A 13,446-nucleotide genomic window follows, 5' to 3' on the forward strand; every position below is an offset into this window, starting at 1 on the left:
CCGTGCGAGACGAGGAGGCCCCCGATGCAGGCAGCTGTAGGCGACACCCTGCTGGTGCACGGCAGGACCGTCGGGCACCACGACCGGACCGCACAGGTCCTGGAAGTGCTCGGCCACGACGGCAACCCGCCCTACCGGGTCCGGTTCGAGGACGACGGGCACGAGGCGCTGATGTCTCCGGGCCCGGACACGGTCGTCCGTCACCCCGGAGACCCCAGGTAACAGGTCCCCACCCGGTCCCGTTCTCCGGGCCACCCCCCTGGCCCCGCCCGCCCGGTCCCGTTCTCCGGGACCGGGACCGGGGCCGCCCGCCCGGTCCCGTCAGCGCGGTGGTTCCGCCGGCCGCTGGTAGTGGTCGGCGACCACGCGTGCCATCGCGCCGATCGTGTCGGCCGCGACCTCCCTGCCCGAGAAGAAGACGTGTCCGCGCGCCTCCGGGACGTCGCGGGCGAGGGTGAGGTGTCTCGACAGCTCGGCCGGGTCCTGCCAGGCCGCGGGCTGTGCCGGGTCACCCGCCTTGTACAGGGCCTCCCCGATGTACAGCCGCGTCCCGCTGCCCCGGGCGGTCTCCGCCCACCAGGGCAGCAGCTCGGCGTAGTCGGCGGCCGCGAAGCCGATGTGCCAGTACAGCTGCGGAACGATGTAGTCGATCCAGTTCTCCCGGACCCAGGTCCGTGTGTCCGCGTGCAGATCGTCGTACGTCTGTACGCCGGCCCGTGTGTCCGAGCCCCGTTCGTCGGTCTCGGCGTTGCGCCACACCCCGAAGGGGCTGATCCCGAACTGTGTGCCGGGGCGGATCGTCCTGATCTCCGCTGCGGTCTCCCGGACCAGCCGGTCGATGTTGTCGCGCCGCCAGGCGGCCCGGTTGGGGAAGCCGCCGCCGTACCGGTCGTACGCCACGTCGTCGACGAAGACCTGGCCGGCCACCGGATACGGGTAGAAGTAGTCGTCGAAGTGCACGGCGTCGACCGGGTACTTCCGCAGGGCGTCGAGCATGGCCTCGCGCACGAAGGCGCGGACCGCGGGGATGCCGGGGTTGTAGTGGAGCTTGCCGCCGTAGGGGACGACCCAGTCGGGGTTCTTCCGGGCCGGATGCGAGGCGACGAGACGGCTCGGGTCGGAGTGGACGGCGATCCGGTACGGGTTGAACCAGGCGTGCAGTTCCAGGCCCCGCGCGTGGGCCTCCTCGACCGCCGTGCCGAGGGGGTCCCAGCCGGGGTCCTTGCCCTGGGTGCCGGTGAGGTACTGGGACCAGGGCTCGTACGGGGAGGGCCAGAGCGCGTCTGCGGTGGGGCGGACCTGGAAGATCACCGCGTTGAGACGGCGGGCCACGGCGGTGTCGAGGTGGGTGCGGAGTTCGGCGCGCTGCTCGCGGGCGGGCAGGCCGGGTGCGGAGGGCCAGTCCCGGTTGAGGACGGTGGCCAGCCACATGCCGCGCAGCTCGCCCTCGGCCGCCCTGCGGCGGGGGCCGGGCTCCCCGCCGGCGATGGCGGTACCGGCCGCCGCACCGCCTGCCGCCACGAGAGTCGCCGCCGCGGTCGCCCAGAACGCCCGTCGTGACATGCGTGGCTTTCGATGCATGGCCGTACCTCCGCGTCCCGCTTCCCGCGTGTCCGCCGCGTCGCGGACCGGTCCCGGCCAGCCTTCCACGGGACACCCGGAATACTGATCAGTAGACGTCACGGGTAACGTGCGGGTTTGGCGCAGGACCGAACCAGGGGTATCTGCCAGGCACGTGGACCAGTGAAAGGGACGATGTGACGGACTTCCCGACGGGAGATCTCGCACGAGTCGGAGTCGTGGGCTGCGGCCAGATGGGAGCGGGCATCGCCGAGGTGTGCGCCCGCGCCGGACTGGACGTGAAGGTCGCCGAGACCAGCGGCGAGGCTCTGGAGATCGGCCGTACCCGGCTGTTCAACTCCCTGTCCAAGGCGGCGGAGCGCGGCAAGATCACCGAGGCGGAGCGGGACGGGACGCAGGCGCGCCTCGGCTTCACCACCGACCTCGGCGAGTTCGCCGACCGCGACCTCGTCATCGAGGCGGTCGTGGAGAACGAGCAGGTGAAGACGCAGATCTTCCAGGTGCTCGACCAGGTGGTGACCCGCCCCGACGCGATCCTCGCCTCCAACACCTCCTCCATCCCGCTGGTGAAGCTCGCGGTCGCCACCTCGCGGCCCGACCACGTCATCGGCATCCACTTCTTCAACCCGGCCCCGGTGCAGAAGCTCGTCGAGCTGATCCCGGCGCTCACCACCTCCGAGGGCACCCTCAGCCGGGCGCAGTTGTTCGCCGAGAAGGTGCTCGGCAAGCACAGTGTGCGTGCCCAGGACCGCTCGGGCTTCGTCGTCAACGCGCTGCTCGTGCCGTATCTGCTCTCCGCGATCCGGATGTTCGAGTCGGGCATCGCGGGCCGCGAGGACATCGACAACGGCATGGAGCTGGGCTGCGCGCATCCGATGGGGCCGCTGAAGCTCTCCGACCTGATCGGCCTGGACACCATCGTCTCCATCGCCAACAGCATGTACGAGGAGTACAAGGAGCCGCTCTACGCCGCTCCCCCGCTGCTGCAGCGCATGGTGGACGCGGGACGGCTCGGCCGGAAGACGGGGTCCGGCTTCTACTCGTACGCCTGACTACGGACGGTCAGCCTCCTTCGGTGCCCACGGGCCCGGTACCTGGAAAGGTGCCGGGCCCGTCGCATTCACACACCGTGTGCGCGGCGGACACGCATATGCCGTTCGCACACTCTCCCCACCTGTCCACCAGGCGAGTTGACTGTACGTGCGCATGCAAGGGATGGAACGACTACAGAGAGGAGCGGACTCGTGGCCATCGACCCCGAGCATCCCGTGCACCACGGCGAACTCGCAGAGTTACGCCGCCGCCTGGATGTGGCGCACACACGCGTCGAAGGAGGGCTGACCCTGTTGAGCCACCGCGCCGAACAGAGCGCCAAGGAACTGGACGACCTGAACACCCGGGTCGTCACCCTGGAGCACGCCCGCTGGCCCCTGCCCGCGGTGGCGGCCCTCACGGCCCTGGGCGCCCTGGTGGTGTCCGTCTGGCAGGCGCTGGGCCGCTAGGCCCCGGGGCGGGACGCCCGGAGGCTTTCAGTGCCTGGCGTCCTGCCCGAGACGCAGGTGGTGCAGCAGGAGCAGGGCGGCCGCCATGTTGGCGGCCGGGACCTCGCCGCGGGCGACCATGTCGGGAACGAGCTTGAGGGGAACCCATTCCCTGCGGTCCGACTCGAAGTCGTCCACCGGATGGCCGACGTACGCACCCTCGTCGGCCCAGTAGATGTGGTGCCGGGCGTCGGTGAGCCCGTTGGACGGCTCGACGCTCATCAGATGGCGCAGGGGTCCCGGCCGCCATCCTGTCTCCTCCTCCAGTTCGCGGGCGGCGGCCTCGGCGACGGCCTCGCCGTCCTCGACGACGCCCGCCGCGAGCTCCCACCCCCAGCTGTCGGTGATGAAGCGGTGCCGCCACAGCAGCAGCACCTCGTTGGCCTCGTTGATCACGGTGGCCACGGCCACGGGCCGCAGCCGTATCAGGAAGTGATCGAGGTGTCGCCCGTCGGGCAACGCGACATCTGCGAGATTGACGCTGAACCAGCGGTTCGAGTACACAGTTTGTTCGCTCTGTTTCGCCCACTGCATGGCTCTGCCACCTTCCGCCGAGTAAGTGGCAATATCGCAGCAGGAGCTGAGGGACAGCAGGCGCACAGCCGGTGCACGGCCGCGCCCCGGGCACCGCGTCAGATCGGTACGCGCAGTGCTCCGTCGATGAGTTCGGCGGCTTCGGAGGTCCTCGCGCAGCCGCTGCGCACGAGGTGTTCGCGCACCGCCCGCAGTCTGTCGCGCAGGCGCATGGACTCCATTCCCCGTGCTCGCTCGGCCATTTCCACGGCGGTGGCCACCGCCTTGTCCGCGTTGCCCTGGCGCAGCTCGATCTGGCTGAGCATCGCGAGCCGGTGCACCCGCCCCCGGTCGTGCGCCGGGGTGCCGACGGCCGCCGCCGCGTGCTCCGCCGCGGCCGCCAGATCGCCGAGGCTGAGCAGTGCCTCCGCCACCTGTACGTTCACCAGGCCGGGTTGGACATAGCCGGTCTCATCGGGTTCATGACCGCGCCGGATGTGCTCGGCGGCCTGCTCGGCCCGCCGGATGCAGGACAGGGCACTCGTACCGTCGCCCAGGTGCGCGTACGCCTTCGCCTGCATCGCGTAGAGGTCGGAGGAGAGCGCGGGGGTGATGTGCCGGCCCGCGGTGCGCAGCGCCGCCTCGGCGAAGGCGACGGCCTGCCGGTGCTCCCGCATGAACAGCGACTGGTTGACGAGGAGAGCGATCACATAGGCGCCCAGCCCCCGGTCCCCGCTGGCCTTCGCCAGCCGCAGCGCCTGGTGGAAGTAGCGCTGGGCCAGCCCGTGGGCGTCGGAGTCGTACGCGCAGATCCCGGCGATGGCCACCAGCCCCCCGGTGGCCCGGTGCAGTTGGCGCCCGGTGGCGTCGGTGTAGCTGCCCCGCAGCAGCGGTGCGGCCTCCGCGTTGAGGAAACCGACGATCCGGGTGCGCGTGGCGACACCGCCGGCCTTGCGGTACATCTGCTCGTAGTGCGTACGGGCCGCGCGCAGCATCTCGATGTCGGCCATGCTCACGTGATGCCGTCCGCCGCGGGACACGTCGACGTCCTCCGGCGGGTTCTCCCACTCCCAGACCGGCATCACGGCGGGCGTGCCGGTGACGGCGGGGGCACCGAGGACGTGCGGGCGCTGCTGCTCGTCGGAGCGCCACAGCGCGGTGGCGCGCTCCACGAACCCGGAGAGCCCGGCTCCGTGCGAGGAGACCGGCTCGCCGGGCACGCCGAGCCCGATGTCGTCGAGGGTGACCGCCCGGCGCAGCCGTCCGGCGAGCACCTCGCAGATCAGGTCGGGCACCTGGCCGCGCGGCCGCTGGCCCTTCAACCACCGGGCCACGGCGGTGTGTTCGTATCTCAGGGCGAGCCCCCGGGCCCGCCCCGCCTGGTTGACGTGGGCGGCGAGACCGGCGTGGGAGATACCGGCTTCGTCGAGGATCGCGTCGAGCAGGGTGTTGGGCTGCATGGAGGCCCTCCGGTGGCTCGGTGCCGGCGCATCGCAGCGTAGCGCCTCCCGTTTCACACGGGGTGTGAAAGGAATGCCCGGATTCGGACGGTGCGCGCGCTGTCGCGGAGAGTTCCGGACCGGTTGACTGAAATGCCTCGCAAGAGGCCGGCCGGGCCGCCGGCTCCCCCTCGTACAGTGCGGTGGCCCTGCCGGGACGCTCCGCTCCGCGTGAGGGCCCTAAGGGGCGGGAGCGAGCGGCGAGTTGTCGGCCGCGGGGCGTCCCTGGCCGGTCGCGCCGTTCCGCGCTCCCCTGAGGGTGAGCGGACGTTCGTTGCGAAGGACCAGTATCGCGATGTCGTCCTTGGGCCGTCCCCCTGCGTGACGGAGGAGTCGGGTGAACACCGCGCGGAGTACCGCCCGGGGCAGGACGGGGCGGCCCCGGACGGCTTCCGTCAGCGCGACCGCCAGGGGAAAGAAGCGGCCCTGGCTGTCCCTCGCGTCCTCCACGCCGTCCGTGTGCAGGAACAGGGCCTCGCCCGGGAGGAGTCGGCCGCAGGCGGTGACCGGGAGTTCGGCGGGCAGCGGGAAGAGCCCGAGCGGGGGCATGGGGTCGGCGCGGGCGAGCGGTGTCGCTCGGCCGACACCGAGCAGGTACGGCCACGGATGACCGCAGTTCAGGGCGTGGAGGGCGCCGTCGGGGGCGATCTCCAGGAGGAGGACGGTGACGAAGTCCTCGGTGTCCTCGGTGTCCGCGGTGTTCCCGGCACGGGCGCGGTCGCGGTCCCGCAGATGCCGGGCGAGGGCGCGGTCGAGGCGGGCGAGGACCCCGGCCAGCTCGGCCTCGTCGTGGACGGCCTCGCGGAAGCCGGCCAGCACGGCGGCGACGGTGCCGATGGCGGCGATGCCGTGCCCCCGTACATCGCCCATCACCACCCGGACGCCGTGCTCGGTGGGGATCACCTCGTACAGGTCGCCGCCGACCCTCGTGCCCCGGTCGGCGGAGAGCAGCGCGGCGGCGGTGGCCAGTCCGTCGATCCGTGCGGGCAGCGGCCTCAGCAGCGCGCTGCGCACGGCGGCCGCGGCCTCGCGGGCCTGCCGCGTCTCCCGCAGCATCACCCGCCTGACGTGCAGCAGCAGCCCGGTGCCGGCCGCGAGGCACACGGCACCACCGGCGACCCGGGCCCCGACACGGGCGGACCGCCGACCGAACAGCCCGCGTCCCCGGGACCATGTCCTGCGAGGAAGCCCAGCCCTGACTCGAATCATGCCGTTGGCCCCCCATCAGGCCCGGACAGCGCGTAGGCCCCAGAGAGGCCGGTCCGATTCTGTCCACTGCCCGCCCCGACCGGGGAGCCCACCCGGGATTCTCACCCGAACGAGTGAGGTGCCCCCGGGCGTCCCCGGACGGATGGCCGAGCATCCGTCCAGGGACGCGAGGAAGGCACCAGGGACGCGAGGAAGGCCCCCTAGCTCCGCAGCACCGCGCCCGTGCGCTCGCCCGCGAGGGCGACCGCCGCGTCCCGGGCCGCCGAGGCCTCGTCCACGGTCAGCGTCCGGTCCTCGGCACGGAACCGCAGCGCGTACGCCAGCGACTTCCGCCCGTCACCGAGCTGCTCCGCGTTCTCGTAGACGTCGAACAGCCGGATGCCCTCCAGCAGCTCGCCCGCCCCCTCGCGCAGCGCGGCCTCCACGTCGGCGTGCGGCACGAACGCGTCGACCACGAGCGCGACGTCCTGCGTGGCCACCGGGAACGAGGAGATGCGCGGCGCCTGCGGGGTGCTGTCCCCCACCTGCTCCACGGCATCCAGGTCGAGCTCCATCGCGGCGGTGCGGGCCGGCAGCCCGAGCGCCTTGAGCACGCGGGGGTGCAGCTCACCGGCGTGGCCGACGACCCGCTCGGTGCCGTCGGCGACGACCACGAACTCGGCGCACCGGCCCGGGTGCCAGGGACCGTAGCGGCCCTTGCGGACGATCAGCTCGGCACCGGCCTCGCGTGCGACGGCGCGGCCCGCCTCAACGGTGTCGGCCCAGTCGGCCGGGCGGCCCCGGCCCCACCAGCCGGCCTGCTCACGGGCCCCGGCGACGACCACGGCGACATGGCGCGGCTGCTCGGGCAGCGCGGCGTTCAGCGCCGCGATCTCCTCGTCGGTGGGCCGGCGGTCGACCGGCGGCGCGACGGCGACGCGCTGCTCGGCACGCGGGAGGAACACCAGCCCGGTCTCGAACAGGGCGAGGTCGTGCGTGCCCCGGCCGTCGTTGCGCCGCAGCGCGCCCAGCAGTCCCGGCAGCAGCGACGTGCGGAGCGCGGGCTCCTCGTCGTTGAGCGGGTTGGTCAGCCTGACGACACGGCGGGCCGGGTCGTCGGCGTCCAGACCGAGCTGGTCGAAGACCTGCTCGCCGATGAACGGGTAGTTCGGCGCCTCGACGTACCCGGCGCCGGCCAGCGCCCGGCCGACCCGGCGGTGCAGCCGCTGCCGGTGGGTCAGGCCGCGGCCCGAGGGCGGTTTGGGCAGGGTGGAGGGCAGGTTCTCGTAGCCCTCCAGGCGGATGACCTCCTCGGCGAGGTCGTTGACCTCGGCGAGATCGGGCCGCCAGGACGGCACGGTGACGATCAGGTCGTCCGTCCCGTACACGTCGCAGCCGACCTCCTGGAGACGGCGTACGACGGTCTCGCGGCCGTAGTGGACGCCCGCGACCTTGTCCGGGTGGTCCGCCGGGACGGTGATGGTGTGCGGCGCGGAGGGGGCGACCACCTCGGTGACGCCCGCGTCGGCGGTGCCGCCCGCGAGGAGCACGAGCAGGTCGACGGTGCGCTGGGCGGCAGCGGCCGCGGCCAGCGGGTCGACGCCGCGCTCGAAGCGGCGGGACGCCTCCGACGACAGCTTGTGCCGGCGGGCCGTCCGCGCGATGGCGACCTGGTCGAAGTGGGCGGCCTCGATGACGACGTCGGTGGAGGCGCTCCCGCCGTTCTCGGCGGCGTCGTGGTCGGCGATCTCGGTCTCGGCGCCGCCCATGACCCCGGCGAGGCCGATGGGGCCGCGCTCGTCGGTGATCACCAGGTCCTCGGCGTGCAGCTTCCGCGTGACGCCGTCGAGGGTGACGATCTTCTCGCCCTCCTCGGCCCGGCGCACGCCGATGGTGCCCTGGACGAGGGAGCGGTCGTAGGCGTGCAGCGGCTGGCCCAGCTCCATCATCACGTAGTTGGTGACGTCGACGGCGAGCGAGATCGGGCGCATGCCGACCTTCTGCAGCCGGCGCTTGAGCCAGATCGGGGAGCGCGCCTCGGGGTCGAGACCGGTGACGGTGCGGGCGGTGAAGCGGTCGCAGCCGAGCGGGTCGGAGACCTGGACGGGGTGGCCGAAGGCGTTCGGGCCGGGGACGTCGAGGAGGGCCGGGTCGCGCAGCGGCAGGCCGTAGGCGATGGCGGTCTCGCGGGCGACGCCCCGGATCGACAGGCAGTCGCCGCGGTTGGCGGTGACGGCGATGTCGAGGACCTCGTCGACCAGCTCCAGCAGCTCGACGGCGTCCTTGCCGACCTCGGTCTCCGGCGGCAGCACGATGATGCCCTTGGTGCCGTCGTCGCCCATGCCCAGCTCGTCGCTGGAGCAGATCATGCCGTGCGAGTTGCGGCCGTAGGTCTTGCGGGCGGAGATGGCGAATCCACCGGGCAGTTCGGCGCCGGGGAGGACGACCACGACCTTGTCGCCGAGGGCGAAGTTGCGGGCGCCGCAGACGATCTCCTGCGGCTCGCCGGTGCCGTTGGCGGTGCCGACGTCGACGGTGCAGAAGCGGATGGGCTTCTTGAACTCCGTCAGCTCCTCGATGGTCAGCACCTGACCGACGACGAGCGGGCCCTTGAGGCCGTCGCCGAGCTGTTCGACCGTCTCGACCTCCAGCCCGGCCGAGATGAGTTTGGCCTGGACGTCACGGCCGGTCTGGGTGGCCGGGAGGTCGACGTACTCCCGCAGCCAGGAAAGCGGGACCCGCATCAGATCTCCATCCCGAACGGCCGGGTGAACCGGACGTCACCCTCGACCATGTCTCGCATGTCTTCGACGTTGTGGCGGAACATCAGCATCCGTTCGATGCCGAACCCGAAGGCGAAGCCGCTGTACCTCTCGGGGTCGACACCGCAGGCGGTGAGCACCTTGGGGTTGACCATGCCGCAGCCGCCCAGCTCGATCCAGCCCTCGCTGGAGCAGGTGCGGCAGGGGCGGTCGGGGTTGCCGACGGACTCGCCGCGGCAGACGTAGCAGACCATGTCCATCTCGGCGGACGGCTCGGTGAACGGGAAGAAGTTCGGCCGCAGCCGGGTCTTCATGCCCTCGCCGAACAGGGCCTGGACCATGTGGTCCATGGTGCCCTTGAGGTCGGCCATGGTGAGGCCCTCGTCGACGGCCAGCAGCTCGACCTGGCGGAAGACCGGGGTGTGCGTGGCGTCCAGCTCGTCGGTGCGGTAGACGACACCGGGGCAGATCACGTAGACCGGCAGCTCGCGGCTGAGCAGCGAGCGGATCTGCACGGGCGAGGTGTGGGTGCGCAGCACGACACCGGACTCGGTGCCGCCCTCGGGGCCCTGCACGAAGAAGGTGTCGGCCTCGCCGCGGGCCGGGTGGTCCGGGCCGATGTTGAGGGCGTCGAAGTTGAACCACTCGGCCTCGACCTGCGGGCCCTCGGCGACCTCGTAGCCCATGGCCACGAAGACGTCCTCGATGCGCTCCGAGAGGGTGGTGAGGGGGTGGCGGGCGCCGGCCGGTACGCGGTCGTACGGCAGGGTGACGTCCACCGCCTCCTCGACCAGCACCCGGGCGTCACGCTCGGCCTCCAGCTCGCTCTGGCGGGCGGCGAGTCCCTTGTTCACCGCGCCCCGCGCCTGGCCGACCAGCTTGCCGGCGGCGGCCTTGGCCTGCGGGGGCAGTGCGCCGATCTCGCGGTTGGCGAGGGACAGCGGGGAGGTGCCGCCGGTGTGGGCGACCTTGGCCTCCTGGAGCGCTTCGAGGGAGTCCGCGGCGGCGAAGGCGGCGAGCGCCTCGTCCCGCATGCGCTCGATCTCTTCCGGTTTCAAGGCCTCGACCTCTACAGGGTCGTACGACTTATTCGGTGCCGACATCTCTTCCCGTGCTTCCGATTGTCCCCCAGCTACCGCTGGGAGGTGCCCCCAGGCTGAATGTCCCCGTGCCCGGCGCTCAGGGCCGTGTGCAGGACACAAAGGTGCCAAAGGCCGAGTCTAACGGGGTGGTGGTGTCCGGATGCGCCCGCAGGCTGCTCAGGCCAGGTAGGCCGGAGCGCTCACGGGCAACGTAAATCGGAACTCGGCGCCACCGAGAGGGGCGCGTCCGACGGTGATGGTGCCGCCGTGGGCTTCGACGATGCCCTTGACGATGTACAGCCCGAGGCCGGTGCCGCCGCGCTTGCTGCCCCGCCAGAAGCGGGTGAAGACGCGGTTCATGGACTCCTCCGGGATGCCACTGCCCTCGTCGCTCACCGTGACCGACGTACCGGTGTCCTCCCCCTCCCGGGGGGACGCCGTGGGCGTGACGTCAATCGTGACCGTTCCCTCGCCGTGCCGCACCGCATTTTCCAGCAGGTTGCTCAGCACCTGGTCGATCTTGTCCGGGTCGGCCCACAGATCGGGGAGCGGCTGCCCGATCCGCAGCAGGAACCGGTCGGCCGGCTGCCCCGCGGCGACGTACGCCTGGATGTGCCGTCCGACGGCCGCGCCGATGTCGACGGGCTGCCTGCGCACTTCGAGCCGCCCGGAGTCGATCCGTGAGATGTCCAGCAGCTCGGCGATGAGCCGGGTGACCCGGTTGGCGTCGGCGTCCACGGTCTCCAGCATCAGTTTCTTCTGGTCGTCCGTGAACCGCTCCCACTTCGCCAGCAGGGTGGCGGTGAACCCCTTGACCGAGGTCAGCGGCGACCGCAGCTCGTGGGCGACGGTGGCGATCAGCTCGGCGTGACTGCGTTCGGTGCGGCGCCGGGCCTCGGTGTCGCGCAGGGACACGACCACCCGCCGGACGGGTCCGGTCGGCCCGGTACGGAGGTAGCGGGCCGAGACGAGGATCTCGCGCGCCCCGGGCAGCAGCAGGTTCCGCTCGGGCTGTCCGACCCGGATGGCGAGCCCTCCGTACGGGTCTGTCAGCTGCCACCAGCGGCGGCCTTCGAGGTCCTCCAGGGGGAGGGCACGTTCCAGCGGGCGGCCGAGGGCGTCGGCGGCGGGGGTGGCGGTGATCCGGGCGGCGGCGGCGTTGAAACAGATCACGCGGCCGTTCTCGTCGGCCACGACCAGTCCGTCGGGGAGGTCGTCGGGGTCGATGCCCAGCTCTGCGAGATCATCGTGCCGGGCCGCCGTCGGGGCGAGCACGTCCCGTGCCTCCCGTGTGCCGCTCGTGCCGACCCTCATCCCCGTACCCCACCTCTCGCGTTTGCAGTGGGCCCCCGAGCCCGTCACCCTACTAGCTGGGCGTGACGGTGCGGCACCCTCCGAAGGCGCGCTGTGCACGGGCGGACGCGTAGAGACATACGGCGGCGGCGGTCGCGAGGTTCAGGCTTTCCGCCTTTCCGTGGATCGGCACCCGTACGACGGCGTCGGCCAGTTCCCGGGTCTCCTCGGGCAGCCCCCACGCCTCGTTGCCGAACACCCATGCCGTGGGCCCGCCCATCGTCCCCTTGTCGAGCTCCGCGTCGAGGTCGTCGTCGCCCGCGCCGTCGGCGGCGAGGATCCGCACCCCGGCGTCCCTGAGCCCCGCCACGGCCTCCTCGACGGGCACGCCGACGGCGACGGGCAGATGGAACAGCGACCCGACCGAGGCGCGTACGGCCTTGGGGTTGTAGAGGTCCACGGACGCGTCGGTGAGCACGACCGCCTCCGCCCCGGCGGCGTCGGCGCAGCGCAGTACGGTGCCGGCGTTGCCGGGGTCGCGGACGTGGGCGAGGACGGCGACGAGCTTGGGCCGGCTGTTGAGGATCTCCGCGAACGGGGTGTCGAGGAACCGGCAGACCCCGACGAGGCCCTGCGGGGTGACGGTGGTGGAGATGTCGGCGACGACGGTCTCGTCGGCGAGGTGCACGCGGGCTCCGGCCGCGCGGGCCCGTGCGACGACGTCGGCGTACCGTTCGGCGGCCTCGGCCGTCGCGAACAGCTCGACCAGGGTGTCCCCGTGCCCGGCGGCCTCCCGCACGGCCTGCGGCCCCTCCGCCAGGAACAGCCGGTCCTTCCCCCGGAAGTTCCGCCTCGCGAGCCGGCGGGCCGCGGAGACGCGGGCGGAACGCGGGGAGATCAACTCAGGGGCGGCGGGCATTGGTCACCTTTGGATCGGGTGGAGGGCGGATGGGCGCCTGAGAACTCGGGGGGCCGAGCGTCGGCGGGCGCGGGTGGTTCGTGGTTGCTCGCGCCGTTCCCCGCGCCTCTGAAGACGAGAAGCACAGGCCGCAGCCCCTGCTTTCAGGGGCGCGGGGAACTGCGCGAGAAGCCCCAGCGGCCCCGCAGCCGACAACGCACCCGGAAAAAGCCCGGACCCGCAGGCGGCGAGCACCTGCGGGTCCGGGTCACATCTCACACGGCTCAGGCCGGCGCGAGCGTCACGCCGCCTTGGGCGCGTTCACGTCCGCCGGCAGTGCCTTCTGCGCGACCTCGACCAGCGCCGCGAACGCCGTGGCGTCGTTGACGGCCAGCTCGGCGAGGATCTTGCGGTCGACCTCGATGTTCGCGGCCTTCAGACCCTGGATGAGGCGGTTGTACGTCATGCCGTTCTGGCGGGCCGCAGCGTTGATGCGCTGGATCCACAGCTGACGGAAGTCGCCCTTGCGCTTCTTGCGGTCGTTGTAGTTGTAGACCAGCGAGTGGGTGACCTGCTCCTTGGCCTTGCGGTACAGACGCGAACGCTGACCGCGGTAGCCGGAGGCCGCCTCGAGGATCGCCCGGCGCTTCTTGTGGGCGTTGACTGCCCGCTTGACGCGTGCCACTTTTCACTCCTTGTAGCGGGGCCGTGGTTGTCGTCACACGACCCGAAATCGATGGGGTCCCGGTCCTGACGTACGTACGGCGCGCTGCGGCCGGCCGGTCAGCCGGTCAGGCGCCGCCGCGTCACTTGCCGAGAAGCTTCTTGATCTTCGCGGCGTCGCCCGGGGCCATCTCGGCGGTGCCGGTGAGGCGGCGCGTCACGCGGGACGACTTGTGCTCGAGCAGGTGGCGCTTGCCGGCGCGCTCACGGAGCACCTTGCCGGAGCCGGTGATCTTGAAGCGCTTGCTGGCACCGCTGTGCGACTTGTTCTTCGGCATAGCGCCGTTCTCTCCTCGTCAGTGGCGCTCCGGTGCCCGGTCGCGAAACCGGGCACGACGGAACGTCATTTCTTTCGGTTGACACCCT

At 72.0% G+C, this 13,446-nt stretch carries 13 protein-coding genes; 3 read left to right on the forward strand and 10 right to left on the reverse strand.

From position 1 onward, the window contains the following. Positions 1–24 precede the first annotated feature (24 nt). Positions 25–222, forward strand: a complete 198-nt coding sequence (locus ACZ6BB_RS14190; RefSeq protein ID WP_471615495.1) for a DUF1918 domain-containing protein — start codon at positions 25–27, stop codon at positions 220–222. Positions 223–321: 99 nt separating this feature from the next. Here the strand turns inward: ACZ6BB_RS14190 and ACZ6BB_RS14195 are convergent, their stop codons facing one another. Beyond that, the gene (locus tag ACZ6BB_RS14195; RefSeq protein WP_471615733.1) at positions 322–1,563 is read right to left on the reverse strand and encodes a glycoside hydrolase family 10-like protein; all 1,242 of its coding nucleotides are present in this window, start codon (positions 1,561–1,563) and stop codon (positions 322–324) included. A gap of 194 nt (positions 1,564–1,757) precedes the next feature. Here ACZ6BB_RS14195 and ACZ6BB_RS14200 point away from each other — a divergent pair, with 194 nt between their 5' ends. Next, positions 1,758–2,633 (forward strand): 3-hydroxybutyryl-CoA dehydrogenase, encoded by an 876-nt coding sequence (locus ACZ6BB_RS14200; protein WP_471615496.1) that lies wholly within the window; start codon positions 1,758–1,760, stop codon positions 2,631–2,633. Positions 2,634–2,825: 192 nt separating this feature from the next. After that, positions 2,826–3,083 (forward strand): hypothetical protein, encoded by a 258-nt coding sequence (locus ACZ6BB_RS14205; RefSeq protein WP_046916210.1) that lies wholly within the window; start codon positions 2,826–2,828, stop codon positions 3,081–3,083. A gap of 27 nt (positions 3,084–3,110) precedes the next feature. On the opposite strand, the gene ACZ6BB_RS14210 is transcribed toward ACZ6BB_RS14205, so the two are convergent. From ACZ6BB_RS14210 to rpmI, 9 genes are all read right to left on the reverse strand, one after another. Then, on the reverse strand, positions 3,111–3,656 hold the full coding sequence (locus ACZ6BB_RS14210) for an NUDIX domain-containing protein (RefSeq protein ID WP_471615497.1): 546 nt from the start codon (positions 3,654–3,656) through the stop codon (positions 3,111–3,113). A 98-nt stretch (positions 3,657–3,754) separates the two neighbouring features. Continuing rightward, entirely contained in the window at positions 3,755–5,095 is a 1,341-nt protein-coding gene (locus tag ACZ6BB_RS14215; RefSeq protein WP_471615498.1) for a transcriptional regulator, read from the reverse strand. Between the two features lie 219 nt (positions 5,096–5,314). Beyond that, complete coding sequence (locus tag ACZ6BB_RS14220) at positions 5,315–6,238, reverse strand: PP2C family protein-serine/threonine phosphatase (RefSeq protein WP_471615499.1); 924 nt, start codon at positions 6,236–6,238, stop codon at positions 5,315–5,317. 305 nt (positions 6,239–6,543) lie between these two features. Further along, positions 6,544–9,066, reverse strand: coding sequence for a phenylalanine--tRNA ligase subunit beta (pheT, locus tag ACZ6BB_RS14225; RefSeq protein WP_471615500.1), 2,523 nt, complete (start codon positions 9,064–9,066; stop codon positions 6,544–6,546). Next, positions 9,066–10,187, reverse strand: coding sequence for a phenylalanine--tRNA ligase subunit alpha (gene pheS / locus ACZ6BB_RS14230; protein WP_471615501.1), 1,122 nt, complete (start codon positions 10,185–10,187; stop codon positions 9,066–9,068). The genes pheT and pheS overlap by 1 nt, the downstream gene beginning before the upstream one ends. Before the next feature lie 156 nt (positions 10,188–10,343). Continuing rightward, positions 10,344–11,480, reverse strand: coding sequence for a sensor histidine kinase (locus ACZ6BB_RS14235; protein ID WP_467348552.1), 1,137 nt, complete (start codon positions 11,478–11,480; stop codon positions 10,344–10,346). Between the two features lie 52 nt (positions 11,481–11,532). Then, positions 11,533–12,378 carry a TrmH family RNA methyltransferase gene (locus ACZ6BB_RS14240; RefSeq protein WP_471615502.1) on the reverse strand — a complete coding sequence of 282 codons (846 nt, stop codon included), beginning with the start codon at positions 12,376–12,378 and terminating at the stop codon, positions 11,533–11,535. 280 nt (positions 12,379–12,658) lie between these two features. After that, on the reverse strand, positions 12,659–13,042 hold the full coding sequence (gene rplT, locus ACZ6BB_RS14245) for a 50S ribosomal protein L20 (protein ID WP_057580434.1): 384 nt from the start codon (positions 13,040–13,042) through the stop codon (positions 12,659–12,661). Positions 13,043–13,163: 121 nt separating this feature from the next. Beyond that, positions 13,164–13,358, reverse strand: a complete 195-nt coding sequence (gene rpmI / locus ACZ6BB_RS14250) for a 50S ribosomal protein L35 (RefSeq protein WP_006374321.1) — start codon at positions 13,356–13,358, stop codon at positions 13,164–13,166. Positions 13,359–13,446 lie beyond the last annotated feature (88 nt).

The sequence above is a fragment of the Streptomyces sp. NPDC041108 genome (assembly GCF_055592645.1).